We start from the raw sequence: 19,940 nt of genomic DNA on the forward strand, positions 1-19,940 counted from the left end.
AACATGTCAACGATGTATCCGGTCTATTCTGTAATCAATCTATCCGGTTCGGACCAATATTCTTCCTCTCCTCCTCGAGGAGGAGAGGATCGAGGTGAGGAGGTGACCGCCCTCGCCGCGAGCTCCGGCGTCCCCTATAGGGCGGGACCGAAAAAACGTCGGTCGATTGGCATTTGTTGGCTTTTGTTGGCTTCGTTCCATGTGACTCGCCGCGCCGGCCATGCGGTTTCCGCTTGCATCCGGCAAAATAGGATTATATAGCTATTTCATGGAAAAATCAATCCATCCTTCGGCGCGCGTGCCGCAACGGCGATGAGCGGCGTTCCGATATTCCACACGGCGCGGCTGGTGCTGCGCGCGCCGACACGGGACGACCTGCCGTCCTGGACCCGGAATTTCGTCGATTACGAGGTGATCCGGCATCTGGCCGATACGGTGCCCTGGCCGTTTCCGGCGCGCGGCGTCGAATATTTCTTCCGCAACGAACTCCGCCCCTGCCAGGGCCGCGAGCGCTGGCTCTGGGGGCTGTTTCCCCGCGACCGGCCGGCGGAGATGATCGGCGCCATCGACCTGTACCGCCACGGCAACCCGGAAAACCGGGGCTTCTGGCTGGGCCGCCGCTACTGGGGGCTGGGGCTGATGACCGAAGCCATCGCGCCGACCCTCGACTACGCCTTCACCGAACTGGGCTTCGAGAAGCTGGTCTTCTCCAACGCGGTCGGCAACGAACGCTCGCGGCGCATCAAGGAAAAAACCGGCGCCCGCCTGCTCGGCATCCAGCCGCGCGGCTTCGTCGATCCCGCCTATACGCAGCAGGAAGTCTGGGAAATGGACCGGGCGGCGTGGCTGGAAACCAATCAGGTAAACGATGCTCGGTAATTGATTGGCCGTAGCATGACGGATTCCTCAAGCGGTGGTCTCAACTCAAAGGCCTTCGGTGTCCGCGCAAAGTCGTACAAGCGCACCAGGTTAAAAACGTCAGATCGCTCCACGGATACCTGTCGCTCGTTCTCCGAAAGATAGAATGGCGTCAATTCGTGACCAGTCGTCGTTTTGACCTCTAGCAGCCGTTCTCCGCCCGTACGATTGAACGACAAGATGTCATATCCGGCGCCATCGCCATCTTCTTCGGACACCCAGCGAATTTTTCGCGCCAGATCGACGCGATCTTCAGCTATCAGACGGGCACGCTCCGAAAAGAACACCCGCTCTTCGCCTCGTTTCCCCAATGCACGGTTCCGGGCATCGCGCGCCGCCGGATCGAATTTGCGTACCAGCCGGTTCAGGGTGGGATTCTCCACCCGCGAGATCGTAACCGGTTTTGGTGCGGCCCCGACGAACAATGGCGCAGCTTCGCTGAAACTTGCATGAACGGGTTCGTGCGATGGCGTACCGAATGATGCCGAAATTTCACCCCGCAGGTCCAAGAAACGCTCTATGCCATCTATTAGCGCTTTTTGGTAATTGGCCATTGGCTTGTAACCAATGATCCAGGGCATGCCGAGTTCATGCAGGACAGCGCTGATGTTCTGGTGTTTGAACTCGATCGACCCTTTGGAACGGTGGGTCAATTCTTGAAGTGCGACGTTGCGTTGTAACTTGACGTAAGGCTCACCGGCCAATTCAAGCCGGAGCATGTCGAAATAATCAGCGACGATCAGATCGACCTCTCTATCGCTCCAGTCGGTTCCGGTCGGGTCGTTTTCAGCCATAAATCACTTCACCACGGCCGTGCGCCCTTTGTCCACGAGGAGCGATTTGAGTTGCATCCCTTCAATCACGGAAACACCTTCGCCGCGCGGAAATGGTCGAACATGCGGATGAACATTTCCCGGCTGTCGACAGTTTCCGTGAAGCCGTATTGCCGCGCCCTGGTCATCGACGAGACGATGTCCCAGTCCGGCGTCCACAGGTGTTTCCAGTAGGACCACAGCGCCACCGCATCCAGCGGCTGGCGGACCAGCCCGTGTTTTTCCACGATGCGCCGCCAGACCGGCTCCCTGTCCGCCATCGCGATGCCGAGGTCGACGGTCTGCACCGGGCCGCATTCCATGCCGAAATAATCGGCGAATACGGGCCACAACTCGCACCAGCGGAAGGTATCGCCATTGGTGACGTTGAAATCCTGGTTGGCGCAGCGCGGCTCGCTCGCCATCCACACCGTCGCCTTCGCCAGGTGCAGCGCGTCGGTGCACTGGTACAGCGCCGTGTAATTGCCCGGCGTGCCGGGAAAGCGCAGCGGCAGGCCGAGTTCCTTCGAGATCGCGGCATAGGCGCAGATCAGGCCGATCATGCCGCGCGCGATGCCGGGCGCGGTATCGCACAGCCCGGTCGGCCGCGCGGTGGACCATGACCATGCCTGCCCCCGCTGCAGGGCGCGGATATGGTCTTCCTGAAGGTAATAGAAGCTGGGCCAGAGCGTGCGCGGCGCATCCTCCCGCGCCGGGGTCGGCGCCGGCGCGACATGCAGCCCGTAATTCTTGTGCCCGCTGCCGACATGGACATGCTCCAGCCCGCGCGCGACCGGCAGCAGCGTATCGACCAGGTTGCGGAACATGGCCAGGTTCGCCGGGATGGATTCCGCCTCCCCCTCGGGATGGTCGAAGCGGGCCTCATAGAAGATATGCGTCACATCGGTCATATGGCCAAGCCGCGCGCGGACATCCGCCGGGTCGCGCAGGTCCACGGCCAGCCGCGGCACCTCGTTGCCGCCGAGGGGTTCGCGCCGCGACAGGCCGATGACGTCCCAGCCGTCCAGCCCGTGCAGGTATTCCGCCAGCCGCCGCCCGACGACGCCCGAAGACCCCGCGACAATCGCCTTTTTCCGCCGCCCCCGCGCCATGCCCCGTTCCCGTTACCGCCGCTGCCCGATGATAGCGTCATTTGCCCATCGGAACGCAAGCGCCCCGCCGCATGCTTGCCAGTCCGGCGGCGGCGGGGCACGATCCCGTGGCCGACGGTTTCCGCGATACACGCCATACAAAGGAACACGCCATGCCCCGCAATGTCCTGCTCATCACCACCGACCAGCAGCGCTATGACGCGCTGGGCTGCAATGGCGGCACCGTGGCGAAGACGCCGGTGCTCGACGCCCTGGCGCGGGACGGGATCAACTACCGCCAGGCGCGCGACCAGTGCGCGGTCTGCATGCCGGCGCGGGCGACGATCCTGACCGGGCAGCATATCCGCAGGCACGGCGTGCGCTCCAACGGCATCCCGCTGCCGGCGGACCATCCCAGCCTGACGCATGTGCTGCACGACGCGGGCTACGCCACGGCGCTGATCGGCAAGGCGCATTTCGAACCGCATGCCGCCACCGATTATTTCGAAAACACCGCCGCCGGCGCGGGCTCGCACGGGCCGCATCGCGGCTTCGATTACATGGAACTGGCGGGGCATACCGGCCGCGCCGGGCGCTCGCTGTTCCATTACCCAAAATGGCTGGCGGAAACGCACCCGGACGCGGTCGCCGGGTTCCACGAATACACGGCCAGGGGCAAGCCGAGCGGGCTGGGCGGCGGCGATACCGGCGCGCCGCAGGTCGCCCATAACCCGATTGCCATCGAGCACTACCACACGCACTGGACCGCGCGGCGCAGCATCGACTGGCTGGCAAAACGCAGGACGGACGAGAACTGGTTCTGCTGGATGAGCTTCCCCGACCCGCACCATCCCTGGGACGTGCCGGATGATGCCCGCAAACGCTTCGACTGGCGCGACGTGCCGCTGCCCGAGGGATATCCCGGCAGCCGCGAGGCCTGCGAGGCGATTCTGTCCACCAAGCCGCATCACTGGCTGGACTGGTACCGGGGCCGGGCGCAGTTCAATTTCGAGGTGCCGCCGGATTACGTGCCCGCCACGACGACCGCCGACCAGATCCGCGAGGTCAACGCCATCGTCCACGCCAAGAACGAGCTGATCGACGAGGCGGTCGGGCAGGTCATGGATTATCTCGCCGAACGCGGCTGGGCGGCGGATACCGACATCTTCTTCACCGCCGACCACGGCGAATTGCAGGGCGATTTCGGCATGCTGTTCAAGGGGCCGTATCATGTGGACGCGCTGACCCGGGCGCCGCTGATCTGGCGCCCCGCGCCGAACCGCCACATCGCCCCCGCCGACATCGCGGCGCCGGTCGGCCATGTGGATATCGCGCCGACGATCCTGGCGGCGCTGGGCATGGATATTCCGGCCGACATGCAGGGCCGCCCCCTGCCGCAATCCCCCGGCGACCGGACGCATGAACGGGTCATCACCGAATGGTATGACGATTACGACGGCAACGCGGTCACGATGCGCAGCATGGTCCGCAACGGCTACCTGGTCACCGCCTACGCGCCGACCAACCAGTATGACGGCAGCGAGGGCGAACTCTACGCGCTGGCCGACGACCCGCACCAGTGGCGCAACCTGTGGGACGATTCGGCGATGGCGGCGGTGAAGGCGGACCTGCTGGCCGACATGCGGGACAACGTGCCGGAGGGGCGCGCCGACCCGCTGGAACGGGTGGCGCTGGTATAGGGGGGCTGTGACGGGTGGATATATTATAGCGTTCGTCCGGTTCGGAACGTACGGCTCACCAGTCAGAGCTCAAGGTAGTTCAAACCATCTGCCTTGTGCCAAATCCGGAAGTCCAGCGTGGTCGAATTCACGAGAACAAAAGGTTTCAAGCCGGCCCAGAGCGGGCGTCAGGAATGCTAAATAAAACGGTTGACACCCTTACTTCTCGCAGTACCTACTTGCAGCATGAATAGAAAGGAAAAGAGAACTAGATTAAAGCAACCGTGCCATTGCGGCAGTGGAGTTAGGTATGACAAATGCCATTACCGTAGAGACAACGTCGCACAGGGTGCAATTAGAATTTTTCAGGAAAAAGTAAATACTCGAGAATTGTTTATAGGCAATCATGGTCATATTCGAAAACCACAGTTACTTAAAATGGGTGACAGACATATTGTTACTATTGGAAATCAAATCTTTCAACAAATTAACCCTGGCCCTTATAATTTTGTGAATGCTATTATTGATTGCGCACTGCATGTCTTTGGTGATATTTTTTTAGAAGCAGAAGAAAATAAACCTTTTGAAGACCGCCACCCTGCCATCCAATGGCTACATGCCTATAGCGATCACCATAACAATACCCTTGCTCGTGAGGATGCAAAGCCAGAAGATTTTCAATTCGGCATAGGGGCCGCGTGGATAAGGTTGGCTTATGACCTCTACACCATTCGCGATAATGCTGAATTACAAGAGATCATGTGTAAACGCATATTAAACCCTGATACATTTCAGGCGGCTCGACATGAATTATGGGTAGCGGCTCTATTTGTCGCAGCAGGATTTGAAATTAATTTCGAAAATGAATCGGATAATTCTAAACGTCACCCTGAATTTATAGCTATGGAAAAAGAAACTGGCATCGAAGTAGCGGTTGAAGCAAAAAGCCGAAGGCGACAAGGTATTAAGGGTTTCACAGGAGGAAACCCTTTTACAAAAGCCGACAAAGTCGGTGCTCGCGGCCTTGTTTTAGATGCATATAAAAAATCTGGAGATATTCCACTATATGTTTTCATTGATGTCAATCTTCCGCCTGCACCCGAAGAACAGCAGCAAGCATGGTTTCAAGAACTCGATGATATGATGAATGATTTAGCAGTAGAGGGATATTACGACCCTTGCCCTGCTCACGCTATTTTCTTCCATAATGATCCATCACATTTCATTGATAGGTTGATTTCAAATGACACTGACAAACTATGGATCAAGCACTACGAAGATAAAAACCCAGACAAACTTTTTCCTGAAAATATTGTTCAACGGATCATGACTGCACATAATCAAAGGGCTATCCCACCTGAGAATGTACCAGATTTCTAGTATTCCTAACATCCGCTATTAGCCGACAACTATCACTATCGGTTCAAAGTATCTCGTACCTGCTCCGGGTCACAAGCGGTCGTCAGGAATTCAGCACCCATAGCGCTTTAGCCGCCCAAGGCAATCCCTGACGCATACCGCAATCCGCACATTCCCCGCATCAACCGGCTTGACTTCCCGGCGCGGGGAGGCAGGCTCATGCGGTCGCTGACCCACGCATACGGACCCGGACCCGCCGGGTCGATGTCAGGAGGAAAGGATCGACCATGCTGACGCTGCTCTCCCCCGCCAAGAAGCTGAACATGGACCCCGTCGAAACGGGCGTCCCGGTCACGCAGCCGCGCCTGCGCGGGGATACGCGCGAACTGGCGGGTGTCGCCAAAGCGCGGACGGCGGATGACCTGAAACGGCTGATGCATCTCAGCGACAATCTCGCGACGCTGAATTACGAGCGGTTCCAGGCGTTCCATCCCGACAACAGGAGCAACAGCGCCAAGCCCGCCGGGCTCGCCTTCGACGGCGACGTCTATTGGGGGCTGGAGGCAGGGAGCCTGTCCGACGACACGCTCGCCTATGCGCAGGACCATCTGCGCATCCTTTCCGGCCTGTACGGCGTGTTGCGGCCGATGGACGCGATCCAGCCCTACCGGCTGGAGATGGGCGCCAGGATGGCGAACCCCCGGGGCGGTTCCCTGTATGAATTCTGGGGCGCGCGCATCGCCGAACGGCTGAAGGCGGACCTGCGCGGCCATGAAGACAGGACCGTGGTCAACCTTGCCTCGAACGAATATTTCAGGGCCGTGGACGTGACAGCGCTGGGGCGGCGGGTGGTCGGCGCGCGATTCCTGAACGTGAAGGATGGCGCGGCCCGCTCGCTGATGTATTACGCCAAGCACGCGCGCGGGGCGATGGCGCGCTGGATCATGGAAAACCGCGTCGACCGGGCCGACGGGCTGAAGGATTTCAACGCCGGCGGCTATGCCCTCGACGCCGCCGCATCGACGGAAACCGAGCTCGTCTTTTCCCGCCCGCAGCCGCCCGTCAAGGGATAGGAACGCGCGGCGGCACAGACATGGATCCGATAACGCAGGGCGCGCTGGGCGCCGCATTGCCGCAGGCGACCGCGACAACCCGCAAGGGGCCGGTCGCGCTGGCCGGGCTGTTCGGCTGGCTGGCCGGGATGGCCGCCGACCTGGACGTGTTCATCCGCTCCGCCGAAGACCCGCTGCTGTTCCTGGAATACCATCGCCAGTTCACCCATGCGCTGCTGTTCATCCCGGTTGGCGGGCTGATATGCGCCGCGGTGCTGCATTTCCTGCTGGGCCGGCGGATGCGCCTCGGCTTCGCCCGGACGCTGCTGTTCTGCACGCTGGGCTATGGCACGCACGGGCTGCTGGATTTCATGACCTCCTACGGCACCATGCTGTTCTGGCCGTTCAGCGACGCCCGCCATGCCGCGAACATCGTCTCCATCATCGACCCGCTGATGACCGTGCCGCTTGTTGCGCTGGTCGTGCTGGCCGCAATCCGGCGGTCGCCGGTCCCGGCCCGGCTGGCGCTGGGCTGGGCCTGCCTCTACCTGACCCTGGGCGCGGTGCAGCACAGCGCCGCGGCACGGATGGCCGAAGACCTCGCCGCCGCGCGCGGCCATGTCATCGAGCGCCTGACGGTCAAGCCGAGCTTCGGCAATCTGCTGGTCTGGCGATCCGTCTATGAATCGAACGGCCGGTTCCATGTGGACGGCATGCGCGCCGGCATCGCGCCGATGGTCTTTCCCGGCCCCTCGGTCGCAAGGCTGGACCCGGCGCGGGATTTCCCCTGGCTGGACCCGGCGAGCCGGCAGTTCCGGGACCTGACGCGGTTCGACCGGTTCAGCCAGGGTTACCTTGCGCGCAGCCCGAACGCGCCCGAAACCGTCATCGATGTCCGCTTCGCCTTCCTGCCGAATTCCATCGGCGCGTTGTGGTCGATTGCCCTGACGCCGGACGGCGGCCCCGAACGGCACGCGCGCTACCAGACCAACCGGCGCGATGCCCGCGCCAATCTGGCGGCGCTGTGGCGGATGATAACGGCCGGTCGGGAAGGGTGAGCAGGGACGGGGCGCGGCCGGCCGAACCGCCTTTGAACCGCATCTTGCCAAGACCCCGCCGTTGGGGGCACCATGACGGGGAGGAGGAAAAACAACAATGCAACAGCAGGAACTGAAACCCGTCACGGGACCCCGGGTCTGGCGGGGCCCCGATATGGCGGCGCGCGAGGCGGAATGGACCTATCGCCTGTCGCCGGACGACATCGCGGAACTCGACCTCGCGGTCGAAAGGATCGTCGCGCGGGGCCTGGATGTCCTGGACATCACGCGGGAGAATTTTTCGCTGCCCGGTTTCAGCCGGACCATCCGGCGTATCGACGATGCCCTGCACAAGGGCGTCGGTTTCGCCATGATCCGGGGTATTCCGGTCGACCGCTACGACCGGCGGCGGGCGGCCATCGCCTATTTCGGCATCGGCGCGCATCTGGGCGAGGCCGTGGCGCAGAACGCCAAGGGGCATGCGCTGGGCCATGTCTATGACCTGGGCTTCGACGCCAGCAAGCCGACCGGGCGCGGCTACCAGACCTCGGAGACGCTGAACTTCCATACCGACCCGGCGGATGTGGTCGGGCTGCTGTGCCTGCAGACCTCGAAATCCGGCGGCACGAGCGCCATTGTCAGCTCTGGCGCGGTCTACAACGCGATGCTGGCGGAACGGCCGGACCTGGTGCAGGTGCTGACCGAAACCATCTACCGCGACCGGCGCGGCGAAATCCCCGAAGGGCGCGATCCCTGGTACCGGCTGCCGGTGTTCAATTTCCGCGACGGCAATCTGACCACCAATTACGTGCGCAGCACCATCAACAAGGCGCAGCGGTTCGAGAACCTGCCGCGCCTGACGGAGGCGCAGCTGGAAGCCTTCGCATTGATCGAACGAATCGCGTCGGACCCGGCGCTGGTGCTGAATATCGAATTCACGCCCGGCGATATCCAGTTCCTCAGCGATCACTACATCATGCATTCGCGCACCGCCTATGTGGATTATCCGGAACCGGAGAGGCGGCGGCACCTGCTGCGGCTGTGGCTGGCCTGCGATTCGGCGCCGCCGCTCGCCGATCCGTATTACGAATTCATGGGCAGGACCGCATCGGGCCGTCCGGACGGCTATCTGATGCCCGGGGTCACGCTGACCGCGCCGCTGTACCCCGAAGACGGCGGCCCCGGCGCCAGCACGCAACGGATCGCGGAAAAGGTGGGCTGAGGGAGCAAGGCGCCATGCAGGCCGTATCCGATATCGAGATCGTTCCCAGCGGCGCGGCGCTGGGCGCGGAAGTGCGCGGCGTCGACCTGTCGAAGCCGCTGGATGCGGATACCTTCGCGACCCTTGAAGCGGCGTTCAACGAACATTCGGTGCTGTATTTCCGCCGTCAGGACCTGCAGCCGGAACAACTGATCGAATACGCAAGGCGGTTCGGCGAGGTCCAGACGCTGCTGCTCAACCACTACGCCATGAAGGAGCACCCGGAAATCCTGTATGTGTCGAACATCCAGGAGGACGGGAAGGATATCGGCTACGCGGATGCGGGATCGGTCTGACACACGGACATGTCCTATGAGGACCACCCGCCGCGGGCGACGATGCTGCATGCGCGGGAAATTCCGGTCGCCGGGGACGGCACGGTGCTGGGCGATACCCTGTTCGCCAGCGCGGTCAAGGCATATGATTCGCTGCCCGATGCGACGAAGGACAGGCTGAAGGGGCTGCGCGCCGTGCATGACGTCGCGGGCCGCCGCCGCAAGAAGGGCACCGCCAACCCCGAAGACCAGAAGCGGCACGAGGCATACCGGCTCAAACTTCATCCCGTGACCCGGACCCATCCCTGGACCGGCCGCAAGGCCATTTACGTCAACAAGGGGGAATGCGCCGCCATCGAGGGCATGGCGGACGCCGAGGCGCTGGCGCTGATCGAGGAACTGGCCGATACGGTGGTCCGCGATGAATTCATCTACCGCCACAAATGGGCTGTGGGCGATATCGTCATGTGGGATAATTGCGCTGTGCAGCATCTTGCCCTGAAGGACTACAAACTGCCGCTGCGCCGCATGATGTGGCGCATCACCGTCGGCTATACCGACGTTTACGAATAGACCCTGCCGGAGCACCCCGCATGCTGATTTCCACCGCCACCGAAACCGCCGAACGGCACAAGACCGCCTTCCTGGTGGACAACCAGCCCTATACGGGCCGCGAATATATCGGGGTTTCGGTCAAGCCGGGCATGCCGGGCTACGGGGAAAACATCGCGGCGAAAAGCGGCGGCCGGGAGGCCGACCCGCAGGCCTATCTGGTCATCCAGCCGCCTCATTCGGTCACCCAGCCGCATTTCCACCAGACCAACCAGTTCCAGGTTGTCGTCGCCGGCGGCGGCACGATCGGCAAGCTGCGCACCGACCCGCTGACGGTGCAGTATGCGGGGGCGGATACGCCCTATGGCCCGATCAACGCCGAAGCGGCCGGGCTCAGCTATTTCACCCTGCGCCAGCAATGGGATTCCGGCGCGAAATACCTGCCGGCGCAGCGCGAACTGCTGGTCCGGGGCAAGCAACGCCAGGTCGTCGGCGTGAAGGCGCATCGCGCCGCCCGCGACCTGCCAGCCGAATCCGGCGTGGTGCGGCTGGAAGCCATGATCGAGCCGGAAGCGGACGGGCTGTTCGTGCAGTTCCTGGCGCTGGGCCCGGACACGCAAACCGTATTGCCCGATTCGGGCGACGGCGGCGGCCAGTATCACCTGGTCGCCACCGGATCGCTGCTGCGGGATGGCAAGGTGTTGCCGCCGCTGTCGCTGGAATTCGCCACGCCCGATGAAGGCGCGGTCAGAATCGAATCCGGCCCCGAAGGGCTTGGCCTGCTGCTGCTGCGCTTCCCGAAACTCTGATACCTATAAAATAGGTACCGGCTTGCGCCGTATCCCGGACAGCGCATTCCCCGTGATCGCCAGCAACAGCACCGCGCCGCCGGCAAGCGTGTAGAGTCCCACCGTCTCGCCCAGCAGGATCCAGACCCAGAGCGGCGCCAGCAGGACCTCGGTCAGGGACAGCAGCGCCAGTTCCGCCGCCGGCACGGCGCGCGATCCCAGCGTGTACAGCGCCAGCCCCGCGCCGACCTGGAAGACGCCCATCGCCAGCGAGATCGCCATGTCGTTCACGGACACCGCAAACCCGTAACCGCCGGCCAGGCAGATAATTGCCGCGACGCCGGTCGCGAACAGCCCGGCAAGGAAAACCGTCGGCATCATGTCGTTCAGTTTCCGCCAGCGCAGCGCCACCGTGAAACAGGCAAAGGCCAGCGCGGTCGCCCCCGCCGCGGCATTACCCAGCGCATTGCCCAGCGCGATCCCTTCGGCGACCATCAACCCGATGCCCAAAATGGCGACCGCCATCGCCCACCAGGTCGCCCGGCGCACCGGTTCGCCGAGGATCAGCCACCCCAGCACGGCGGCGAACAGGGGGGCGGCGGCGAACATGAACACCGCATTGGCGATGCTGGTGGTCTGCATGGCGAAAATCGCGCCGGTGAAGGCGACGACAAGGCAGGCGCCGCCGATGACCGCCGCGATCCCGGCGCGACGGATAACGGCGACCGGCCGGCCGCCGGACCGCAGCGCGATTATGACGAACAGGAACGGCACAATGGCGGCGGACCGCCAGAACAGGATCTGCCACACATTGGCGGATTCGATCAGCCGGATACCCAGCCCCATGCTGGACCAGCAGACGCCCGCCATCAGCACGAGCATCACGCCCGCCCGGTAGGACAGGGTGAGCGGCGGCAATTGCGCAGGCGGGTACTGGACCATGACAAGGTGCTCCGGACAGGAATATCCGGCAGGTTTTAAGCCGCTTCCGGCCTGGTTGTCAGCGAAAATCGGCTGGCGGCTCATGGTTGCAATGGCCCGGCATGCCGGCGACGTGCCGCCAACCATCGATATTCGAACTCCTCGGTAACCGGATTCCCGACTTCAAGGACGAAACGACAATGCTGCGGCACCCTTGATCTGTTCCCGCGCTTGCAGGATTTCCCGTTTACCGCCGTATCCGGACAGCCTTTGACAATCCGCAAATCAATATCGTATATCGATATCGTAATACGATAAAGGAGATGCCGGTGTCAGAGCCTTCCCTATCCGAGACAGTCGCTTCCGTCCCTGAGCGTATATCGCCCGTCCAGGTATTCCTCGTCTTCCTGCGCCTGGGCTTCACGTCCTTCGGCGGCCCCATCGCGCATCTCGGCTATTTCCATGACGAGTTCGTCACGCGCCGCAAGTGGATCGAGCAGAGGGCCTATGCAGACCTGGTGGCGCTCTGTCAGTTCCTGCCCGGCCCGGCGTCGAGCCAGGTCGGCATTGGCATCGGCCTGTCGAAGGCAGGCCTTTTAGGGGCTCTTGCCGCGTGGTTCGCCTTCACCACGCCCTCGGCGCTGGCCCTGATGGCGTTCGGCTACGGCGTCGTCGCCTTCGAGGACGTTATCGGTTCCGGCGCGATCCACGGCCTCAAGGTCGTCGCCGTGGCCGTCGTCGCCCAGGCCGTTTGGGCAATGGCGCGCAACCTGTGCCCCGATGCCCAGCGGGTCACCATCGCGGTTCTTGCGGCCATCGGCGTCCTTGCCGCGCCGAACCCTTTCGCGCAGGTCGGGGTCATCGCCCTCGGCGGCATCGTGGGGCTGGCATTTCTGCGCGCTGATGCGCGGACCGATCACGTTTCGCTGGGCACGGAGGTCAATCGCGGCCTCGCCATTGCCGCGCTTGTGGTGTTCTTTGCGGCGTTGATCGCCTTGCCGCTGCTTGCCGCCGCCTATCCGTCGCAGACGCTGGCGCTCGTCGACAGCTTCTATCGCTCGGGCTCCCTGGTGTTCGGCGGCGGGCATGTTGTCCTGCCCCTACTGCAAAGTGAAGTCGTCCCGCCGGGCTGGGTGTCGAACGACGCCTTCCTTGCCGGTTACGGCGCGGCCCAGGCAGTGCCCGGACCGCTTTTCACCTTCGCCGCCTACCTCGGCACCGTAATGAGCAGCCAGCCAAACGGCGCGATGGGCGCGCTCGTCTGTATTCTCGCGATCTTCGCGCCATCCTTCCTGCTGGTGATCGGCGCATTGCCGTTCTGGGATTGGCTGCGCCGCTTCGGGGCGATGCAGAACGCCCTTCTCGGTATCAACGCCGCCGTCGTCGGCCTGCTGCTTGCCGCGCTCTACAATCCCGTCTGGACGAGCGGCATATTGTCGGCGACGGATTTCGCTCTTGCGATGGCGGCCTTCACGCTGCTGGTCTTCTGGAAAGTGCCGCCCTGGCTCGTCGTGATCCTGTCGGCTTTGGGAGGCTGGATCGCTACCCTCTTGCCATTGCTGACCGCATAAGGCACAGCTATACGCTTGTCGTGGGGAACGCTGCATCGACGTATGACAGATGACAAGGACCTCTATGCCGGGCTGATCCGGCTGCACATCCTGCACCACGCTTCCGAAGAGCCCGTCTACGGGAGCTGGATCATGGAGGAGCTGCGCCACCACGGCTACGACCTCAGCCCCGGCACGCTGTATCCCATGCTGCACAAGCTCGAACGCAAGGGCTACCTCACCTCGCGTGAGGAGCGCGACGGCAAGCGCATGCGGCGCATCTATACGATCACGCCGGAGGGCGAGGCCGCCCTTCTTACAGCGAGGGACAAGGTCAGGGAGTTGTTCGGCGAGTTGTTTGAGGGCTCGTAAAGGACGAGGTCGAGCGGCCCCGGGTTTCGAAAAAATCAAATCGATTGCCGGCAATGCGGCGGCGCGGATGGCTCGCCTGCCATAACAGGACCTGTTAGGGTTTCGCCTGGCCAGAATTGGCGCGTAGCGCAGAGGGAGTTTCATGCAGTTCAGTGTATTTATCAGTTCCGAACATAACCCCGGACCGGAGGCAACCGCAGGTTTCGCGGGACATGTAGAGCAGATCAGGCTCGCCCGCGAAGTCGGATTCGACGGTGTCGCCATGGGCAACCACCTGTCCTATGGCGAAACAGTATGGTTTCCGACCATCGAAACGCTGATGCGCATCGCGCCGGAAGCCGAAGGCATGAAGATGGCGACCTGCGTGCTGATCCTGCCGCTGTACCACCCGCTGCTGGTGGCGCAGCAGGCGGCGCTGCTGGATATCGCCACCGGCGGCCGCTTCACGCTCGGCGTCGCCCCCGGCTGGCAGCAGGAAGAATTCAAGGTACTCGGTATCGACTTCAAGACCCGCATGAGCCGCTTCCGCGAATCGGTCGAGCTGATCCGGCGGCTCTATACGGAAAAGGGCGTCACATTCGCCGGCAGGCATTTCAGCACCGAAGACCTGACCCTGGTCCTGCAACCGTTGCAGAAACCGCGCCCGCCCATGTGGTTCGGCGGCAGCGTCAAACCGGCCATCAGGCGCGCCGCGGAACTGACCGACACCGCGCTGGGCGATACCTGGGTCGCGTCGGCCCATCTGCACACGTCGGTGATCGCCGGTCAGGCAAACCTGTACCGGGAAACCCTGGACAGGCTGGGCAAGCCGCAGCCAAAGGAACTGCCGCTGCTGCGCAACATCGTGGTCGCGCCGGACAAGGAAACCGCGATCCGCGAGGCCGGGCCGTATCTTGCGGCCAGCTACAAGGTCTTCGGGCAATGGGGCGTGTTTTCCGAAGTTGCCGGCCTTGGCAAGCAGACGCTCGAACTCGGAGAACTGCTGGCCGACCGGATCATCCTCGGTTCGCCGGAACAGGTCGCCGAACAACTGCTCGAACTGGCGCATGCGACGGGGTTCCGGCGCCTCATCACCCGCATCCAGTGGGTCGGCATGGAGCAGCGAATCGTGCTGCGCACCATCGAATTGCTGGGCACGAAAGTCCTGCCCATGCTGCGCAGGGAATTAGGCTGACATCGGCTTCTTCCGGGCGGCGACAGCCGTATCGATGAAATCGAGTATCCAGGGGCCGAAATCGTCCGGCGCCGCGCCGGACAGGCTGGCGATGGCGGATGCCGCCACCGCTTCGCCGACAACATTGCGGCGCGCCCCGGCCAGCGCCCGCAGGAAGTCCGGCGTGAATTCGGGGTGCGGCTGCAGGGTGATCGTGAAATCACCGATCCGCATGCCCGCATAGCGGCAGAAATCCGTCGATGCGATGACCTCAGCCCCCGGCGGCAGCGCCGTTACCTGGTCCTGGTGCCAGGTCAGCAGGGACGCCGGCGCAGCGCGGCCGGGCATGTCGTAATATTCCAGCCCGCAGGACCAGCCGCCGGAAAACTTCTCCGCCCTGCCGCCCAGCGCCTCGGCGACCGCCTGGTGGCCGAAGCAGATACCGACCAGCGGCACCGCGTCCGCGTGCACCGCGCGCAGGAAGGATTTCAGCTTCGCGATCCAGGGGAAACCGTCATACACGCCGCAGCGTGAGCCGGTGACCACCCAGGCATCGGCATCGGATGGCCGCGCCGGGAAATCGTCTTCCAGCACCACATAGGTTTCGAAGACGATATCGGGCCGGGCGAGCAGCCGCATGAACATCTCGTTGTAATCGCCATGCTCGCGGCGCAATTCGTCGGGCGAACGGCCCGTCTGCAGAATTCCGAGTTTCATATTCCCATCCTGTCGCGCAATGCATACCACCACGAACCGACCGTCGAATAGGGTGCGCGCAGCCTCTGCCCGCCCGGAAACGGCACCCAGGGCAGTTTAGCGAAGGTATCGAACCGCGCCATGTCGCCATCCACCGCCTCGGCGAGGATCGCGCCGAACAGATGCGAGCCCGTGACCCCGTGGCCGCTGTAACCATGCGCGAAATAGATCCCGTCCTCCAGCCGGCCAAGCTGCGGCACGCGCGTGAAGGACAGCGCGAAATTGCCGCTCCAGGCGTAGTCGATTTTGACGCCCGCCAGCGACGGGAAGACCCTGTCCATATTGGGGCGGATCTTCGCCACGATATCCGCCGGGTCGGTGCCGCCGTAGACAACGCCGCCGCCGAAGATCATGCGTTTGTCGGCGGACAGGCGGAAATAGTCGAGGATATAGCGGTTGTCCTCGACGCATTTGTCGGTCGGCAGCAGCGCCGCCGCGCGCGCCGCGTCCAGCGGTTCGGTCGCGATCATCTGGGTCGATACCGGCATGACCCGCGCCGCCAGCGCCGGCACCACTCCGCCCAGATACGCATTGCCGCAGACCAGCACCGTCCTTGCCGTCACCGTCCCGCCCGTCGCGCGGATCGCGATATCGTCGCCGCGCTTTTCGATCCCGGTCACGGGCGACAGTTCGAATATCCGCCCGCCCAGGGTTTCCAGCGCCCGCGCCTCCCCCAGCGCCAGGTTCAGCGGATGCATATGCGCGCCCGACACGTCCATCATGCCGCCGACATAGACGTCGCTGCCGACATGGCGGCGAATGCCTTCGCGGTCCAGCATTTCATGCTCGTCCATGCCGTGGCGGCGCCACAACGCCTGTCTGGCTTCCAGTTCGCGCATGTGCCGGGCGGTATAGGCGGCGTAGATATTGCCGGGCTTGAGATCGCATTCGATACCGTATTGTTCGACCAGCCGGTAGATGATCCGCGCGCCCGACTGCAGCAACCCGCCGACGAAGGTCTCGGCTTCCGCGCCGTAGCGCCGGCCGATGCTGTCCAGCCCGGCGTTCAGCCCGTTCACGACCTGCCCGCCATTGCGGCCGGACGCGCCCCAGCCGACCCGCGCGCCTTCAACGACCGTTACGCCGTAACCCTTTTCCGCCAGGTGGATCGCGGCGGACAGCCCCGAATAGCCCGCGCCGACAACGCAGATATCCGCCGTTTCGTCACCGGCAAGGGGTACCGGCGTGCGGACAATATTGGCTGAGGCGGCGTAATAGCTGTCGGGGTAGGACCCGTCACCCGCATAGGCGCGAATCATCATACGATCTCGAGATAGGCGCCGAACTCCAGGTCGGTGACATTGGAAGCGAAGCCGGCGATTTCCTGGCGCTTGCAGGCGACGAACATCGATCGCAGCGACTCATCGAAAAACGCCGGGATGATCTCGCCATCCTCGAAGGCGTTCACCGCGGACGCCCAGTCGGCCGGCAGCTTCGGAAACCGTTCGGAATAGGCGCGCCCCTGGAACGGCACCGGCGGTACGAGTTTGTTCTCGATGCCATACAGCGCCGCCCCGAGGATCGCCGCGATGACCAGATACGGATTCGCATCCGCGCCCGCGACGCGATGTTCGATTCGGCGCGATGCGTTGCCGCCGCCGGGGATGCGGATCGCCGTGGTCCTGTTCTCGTAACCCCAAGATACGGATGTCGGCGCATGGGTATCCGGGCGCAGGCGGCGATAGGAATTGAAATGCGGCGCGAAGGCGAGGGTCGATTCCGCCATGCCGGCCAGCATTCCGGCGACCGCGCACGCGAAGACCGGCGAGCCCTCGGCGGTTCCGTTGTCGAAAACATTTTTGTCGCTCTCGTCGAGCAGGCTGAAATGCACGTGGAACCCGTTGCCGGATCGGGTGCCATAGGGCTTGGCCATGAAGGTCGCCGCGAACTGGTGTTTCCGCGCGACACCCTTGATCAGCCGCTTGAACAGCACCGCATCGTCGGCCGCTTTCAGCGGGTCGTCGGAATGGCGCATGTTGATTTCGAACTGGCCGACGCCGTTTTCCGCGACCGCCGCATCGGCGGGGATGTTCTGCTTCGCGCATTCCGCATAGACATCCCAGAAGAACTCGCCGAAATCGTCCAGCTCGTCGATGGACAGGATCGCATCGGAATCGAGCCGCTTGCCCGTATAGGGCGAAATCGGCGGCACGGCGCTGTCCGCTTCGGGATCGACGAGGTAGAATTCCAGTTCGGTCGCAACGACCGGGCGCAGCCCGAGTTCCCGGTAACGCTCGAGGATCCGGGCCAGCGACTGGCGCGGATCGGCAAGAAACGGCTTCGCCCCTTCCTCGAACATCCACAGGGGAATCAGCGCGCTGGGCCGCGACGTCCAGTTGACCGGAACCACCCCCCGTCCGGTCGGTATGCAGTATCCGTCCGAGTCGCCGCTTGCGAAAACCTGGCGGTTCCCGACAATATCCTCGCCCCAGATATCGACCCCGACAATCGACAGGGGCATCCGGATACTGCCGTCCAGGACCTTCTGCACCTCCGGCACGGGAATCCGCTTGCCGCGAAGGATACCGTTAAGATCGCAGATCGCCACCTGAAGGCTCGCGATTTCCGCATGCTCGGCGAGCCAGGAAACAACGTCCTCGGGCGGGCCGGCAACAACGTCTGAATCAGGACACATGACGCAACCCCGCGGAAACAGAGCAACAGGTCCGGCATGGCGCCGTAATCTCAAACACCTGGAGACTCCTGCAGGAAAGGACTGGCCGCAACACCGTACAGCGTGAATATTCCCGCAATATTAACAGATACCGTAAGGGAAACCTATCCGTTCCCCTTACGGCATGTCGGCGGGAATTTTCGGATGCCGGCCTAGATGCAGACGGACTGCAGCGGCGCGAATCCGTTGAAATTGACGGCGGAATACGTGGTCGTATAGGCGCCTGTCGACAGGATCTGTATCCTGTCGCCGATTTTCAGGTCGAGCGGCAGTTCATACGATACCTTCTCGTACAGGATATCCGCCGAATCGCAGGTCGGCCCCGCCAGGATGACCGGGCCGGTTGCGCCGCCGTCATGCGGCGTTACGAACCGGTATTTGATCGACTCGTCCATCGTTTCCGCGAGCCCCGAGAACTTGCCGATGTCGAGATAGATCCAGCGCTTGTCGTCATCGTCCGACTTGCGCGAGATCAGCACCACCTCGGCCTGGATGACGCCGGCATCGCCGACAATCGAACGGCCCGGCTCGAAAATCATTTCCGGCAGGGCGGGGCCGAAATGGCGCGTCATGGCGCCCATGATCGCCGCCGCATACTCGTTGAGCGGGCGGACATCGGCCCGGTAGCGCGCGGGCATGCCGCCGCCCAGATTGACCATCCGCAGGGTGACGCCAAGCCGGGCGGCATCCTCGAACAGCCGCGACACCCGCGACAATGCGATATCCCACTGGCCGAGATCGGTCTGCTGCGAACCGACGTGAAAGGACACGCCATACGGATCGAGGCCAAGCGCCTGCGCCTTGATCAGCAGCCGCAGCGCCATGTCCGGCTCGCAGCCGAACTTGCGCGACAACGGCCATTCCGCGCCTTCGCATTCCATCAGCACGCGGCAGTAAACCATCGCGCCGGGCGCCGATTCGGCCAGCTTTTCCAGCTCCGCGTCGCTGTCGAAGGCGAACATGCGCACGCCACGGGCATAGGCGTATTCGATATCCCGCTGCTTCTTGATCGTGTTGCCGTAGGAAATCCGGGAGGGCGCCACGTCATGGCGCAGGCACAGGTCGATTTCCGCCGGGCTTGCCGTATCGAAACAGGCGCCCAGCGCGGCCAGCCGCGCAATCACGGCGTCCGCCGGATTCGCCTTCACCGCATAAAAAATCCGGCCGACCGGAAGCGCGCGCGACATGGTGATGAAGCTGTTCTCCACCACGTCGGTGTCGATTACCACGCAGGGACCGTCGAAGTCGTGGGTCGCCAGATATTCCGCAATTCGCGGCGGCATGTCGCCCTGCCGTTCCGGCAGACGCAGGCCCTGCGCCGGTTCGGCGACAAGTGAAATCGCCGGCTTCAGCGGCGCTTCTGTCTGATATCGTCGTGAAGTCTTGCGCAGGCGTGCACGCACGCCCGAATTGGTTGCCAACATCGTCACACCCCTTCCAGTCCGGGCAAGGCCCGGTGAGACCAAAAAGGACGCGTCCGTCGTTGCATAAACCACGAAGGGCCAGCGGCACGTGCGTTTGCGTCTAGAAGTCGTCAATTAGGGGATAAAAGTTTTCAATTCAATAACGAAATCGGCTGTGACAAAAAATAATTCCCGCCTGTTGCCGGAAAGCGCGCCCCTACGCCTTTTTTAAGCGTCTGCCGGTTTCGCTTCGCATCGACCCTGACCGACGTTATGCTTCCGCGTAA

At 63.0% G+C, this 19,940-nt stretch carries 17 protein-coding genes and 1 pseudogene; 11 read left to right on the plus strand and 7 right to left on the minus strand.

Features of this window, described 5'->3' with window-relative positions:
* The first annotated feature begins 312 nt into the window (after positions 1-312).
* Positions 313-879: a GNAT family N-acetyltransferase gene (locus tag WD767_07445; protein MEX2615914.1), complete on the plus strand. Its 567-nt coding sequence runs from the start codon at positions 313-315 to the stop codon at positions 877-879.
* On the opposite strand, the gene WD767_07450 is transcribed toward WD767_07445, so the two are convergent.
* Positions 858-1,712 carry a DUF3883 domain-containing protein gene (locus tag WD767_07450; protein ID MEX2615915.1) on the minus strand — a complete coding sequence of 285 codons (855 nt, stop codon included), beginning with the start codon at positions 1,710-1,712 and terminating at the stop codon, positions 858-860. The two genes, WD767_07445 and WD767_07450, sit on opposite strands and share 22 nt — an antisense overlap.
* A 65-nt stretch (positions 1,713-1,777) precedes the next feature.
* On the minus strand, positions 1,778-2,842 hold the full coding sequence (locus WD767_07455; GenBank protein MEX2615916.1) for an SDR family oxidoreductase: 1,065 nt from the start codon (positions 2,840-2,842) through the stop codon (positions 1,778-1,780).
* Between the two features lie 71 nt (positions 2,843-2,913).
* On the opposite strand from WD767_07455, the gene WD767_07460 reads away from it, so the two are divergent.
* The 7 genes and pseudogenes from WD767_07460 (at position 2,914) to WD767_07490 (ending at position 10,845) form a co-directional block, all read left to right on the plus strand.
* Positions 2,914-4,521 carry a sulfatase-like hydrolase/transferase gene (locus WD767_07460; protein ID MEX2615917.1) on the plus strand — a complete coding sequence of 536 codons (1,608 nt, stop codon included), beginning with the start codon at positions 2,914-2,916 and terminating at the stop codon, positions 4,519-4,521.
* A 225-nt stretch (positions 4,522-4,746) separates the two neighbouring features.
* Positions 4,747-5,880 (plus strand): SEC-C domain-containing protein, encoded by a 1,134-nt coding sequence (locus tag WD767_07465; GenBank protein ID MEX2615918.1) that lies wholly within the window; start codon positions 4,747-4,749, stop codon positions 5,878-5,880.
* Positions 5,881-6,146: 266 nt separating this feature from the next.
* Positions 6,147-6,932, plus strand: a complete 786-nt coding sequence (yaaA, locus tag WD767_07470) for a peroxide stress protein YaaA (protein ID MEX2615919.1) — start codon at positions 6,147-6,149, stop codon at positions 6,930-6,932.
* Between the two features lie 20 nt (positions 6,933-6,952).
* Positions 6,953-7,969, plus strand: coding sequence for a metal-dependent hydrolase (locus WD767_07475; protein ID MEX2615920.1), 1,017 nt, complete (start codon positions 6,953-6,955; stop codon positions 7,967-7,969).
* 97 nt (positions 7,970-8,066) lie between these two features.
* Complete coding sequence (locus WD767_07480) at positions 8,067-9,170, plus strand: TauD/TfdA family dioxygenase (GenBank protein ID MEX2615921.1); 1,104 nt, start codon at positions 8,067-8,069, stop codon at positions 9,168-9,170.
* Positions 9,171-9,184: 14 nt separating this feature from the next.
* Positions 9,185-10,057, plus strand: a pseudogene (locus WD767_07485) (TauD/TfdA family dioxygenase).
* 20 nt (positions 10,058-10,077) lie between these two features.
* The gene (locus tag WD767_07490; protein ID MEX2615922.1) at positions 10,078-10,845 is read left to right on the plus strand and encodes a hypothetical protein; all 768 of its coding nucleotides are present in this window, start codon (positions 10,078-10,080) and stop codon (positions 10,843-10,845) included.
* 3 nt (positions 10,846-10,848) lie between these two features.
* Here WD767_07490 and WD767_07495 read toward each other — a convergent pair whose 3' ends face one another.
* Complete coding sequence (locus WD767_07495; GenBank protein ID MEX2615923.1) at positions 10,849-11,766, minus strand: DMT family transporter; 918 nt, start codon at positions 11,764-11,766, stop codon at positions 10,849-10,851.
* A gap of 356 nt (positions 11,767-12,122) precedes the next feature.
* Between WD767_07495 and chrA the strand changes: the two genes are divergently transcribed.
* The 3 genes from chrA to WD767_07510 all read left to right on the plus strand — a co-directional run bounded on the left by chrA (position 12,123) and on the right by WD767_07510 (position 14,841).
* On the plus strand, positions 12,123-13,316 hold the full coding sequence (chrA, locus tag WD767_07500; GenBank protein ID MEX2615924.1) for a chromate efflux transporter: 1,194 nt from the start codon (positions 12,123-12,125) through the stop codon (positions 13,314-13,316).
* 42 nt (positions 13,317-13,358) lie between these two features.
* The gene (locus tag WD767_07505; protein ID MEX2615925.1) at positions 13,359-13,667 is read left to right on the plus strand and encodes a PadR family transcriptional regulator; all 309 of its coding nucleotides are present in this window, start codon (positions 13,359-13,361) and stop codon (positions 13,665-13,667) included.
* Between the two features lie 142 nt (positions 13,668-13,809).
* Positions 13,810-14,841, plus strand: a complete 1,032-nt coding sequence (locus WD767_07510) for an LLM class flavin-dependent oxidoreductase (protein ID MEX2615926.1) — start codon at positions 13,810-13,812, stop codon at positions 14,839-14,841.
* Here the strand turns inward: WD767_07510 and WD767_07515 are convergent.
* From WD767_07515 to WD767_07530, 4 genes are all read right to left on the minus strand, one after another.
* Entirely contained in the window at positions 14,833-15,537 is a 705-nt protein-coding gene (locus WD767_07515; protein MEX2615927.1) for a type 1 glutamine amidotransferase, read from the minus strand. The two genes, WD767_07510 and WD767_07515, sit on opposite strands and share 9 nt — an antisense overlap.
* Positions 15,534-16,838, minus strand: coding sequence for an FAD-binding oxidoreductase (locus WD767_07520; protein MEX2615928.1), 1,305 nt, complete (start codon positions 16,836-16,838; stop codon positions 15,534-15,536). The genes WD767_07515 and WD767_07520 overlap by 4 nt, the downstream gene beginning before the upstream one ends.
* Entirely contained in the window at positions 16,835-18,211 is a 1,377-nt protein-coding gene (locus WD767_07525) for a glutamine synthetase family protein (protein MEX2615929.1), read from the minus strand. Before WD767_07525 ends, WD767_07520 begins: the two co-directional genes overlap by 4 nt.
* A 191-nt stretch (positions 18,212-18,402) precedes the next feature.
* Positions 18,403-19,533, minus strand: a complete 1,131-nt coding sequence (locus WD767_07530) for a type III PLP-dependent enzyme (GenBank protein ID MEX2615930.1) — start codon at positions 19,531-19,533, stop codon at positions 18,403-18,405.
* Positions 19,534-19,940 lie beyond the last annotated feature (407 nt).

It is taken from the genome of Alphaproteobacteria bacterium (assembly GCA_040905865.1).
Taxonomy (GTDB): Bacteria; Pseudomonadota; Alphaproteobacteria; order UBA8366.

What these genes read in the sequence shown, in the direction of transcription:
- yaaA (MEX2615919.1), top strand. Translation starts at nt 6,147, where the DNA reads ATGCTGACGCTGCTCTCCCCCGCCAAGAAGCTGAACATGGACCCCGTC.
- WD767_07515 (MEX2615927.1), bottom strand. Translation starts at nt 15,537, where the DNA reads ATGAAACTCGGAATTCTGCAGACGGGCCGTTCGCCCGACGAATTGCGC.
- WD767_07505 (MEX2615925.1), top strand. Translation starts at nt 13,359, where the DNA reads ATGACAGATGACAAGGACCTCTATGCCGGGCTGATCCGGCTGCACATC.
- WD767_07445 (MEX2615914.1), top strand. Translation starts at nt 313, where the DNA reads ATGAGCGGCGTTCCGATATTCCACACGGCGCGGCTGGTGCTGCGCGCG.
- WD767_07520 (MEX2615928.1), bottom strand. Translation starts at nt 16,838, where the DNA reads ATGATGATTCGCGCCTATGCGGGTGACGGGTCCTACCCCGACAGCTAT.
- WD767_07525 (MEX2615929.1), bottom strand. Translation starts at nt 18,211, where the DNA reads ATGTGTCCTGATTCAGACGTTGTTGCCGGCCCGCCCGAGGACGTTGTT.
- WD767_07530 (MEX2615930.1), bottom strand. Translation starts at nt 19,533, where the DNA reads ATGCCGCCGCGAATTGCGGAATATCTGGCGACCCACGACTTCGACGGT.
- WD767_07495 (MEX2615923.1), bottom strand. Translation starts at nt 11,766, where the DNA reads ATGGTCCAGTACCCGCCTGCGCAATTGCCGCCGCTCACCCTGTCCTAC.
- WD767_07490 (MEX2615922.1), top strand. Translation starts at nt 10,078, where the DNA reads ATGCTGATTTCCACCGCCACCGAAACCGCCGAACGGCACAAGACCGCC.
- WD767_07455 (MEX2615916.1), bottom strand. Translation starts at nt 2,842, where the DNA reads ATGGCGCGGGGGCGGCGGAAAAAGGCGATTGTCGCGGGGTCTTCGGGC.
- WD767_07465 (MEX2615918.1), top strand. Translation starts at nt 4,747, where the DNA reads ATGAATAGAAAGGAAAAGAGAACTAGATTAAAGCAACCGTGCCATTGC.
- WD767_07460 (MEX2615917.1), top strand. Translation starts at nt 2,914, where the DNA reads ATGCTTGCCAGTCCGGCGGCGGCGGGGCACGATCCCGTGGCCGACGGT.
- WD767_07475 (MEX2615920.1), top strand. Translation starts at nt 6,953, where the DNA reads ATGGATCCGATAACGCAGGGCGCGCTGGGCGCCGCATTGCCGCAGGCG.
- WD767_07510 (MEX2615926.1), top strand. Translation starts at nt 13,810, where the DNA reads ATGCAGTTCAGTGTATTTATCAGTTCCGAACATAACCCCGGACCGGAG.
- WD767_07450 (MEX2615915.1), bottom strand. Translation starts at nt 1,712, where the DNA reads ATGGCTGAAAACGACCCGACCGGAACCGACTGGAGCGATAGAGAGGTC.
- WD767_07480 (MEX2615921.1), top strand. Translation starts at nt 8,067, where the DNA reads ATGCAACAGCAGGAACTGAAACCCGTCACGGGACCCCGGGTCTGGCGG.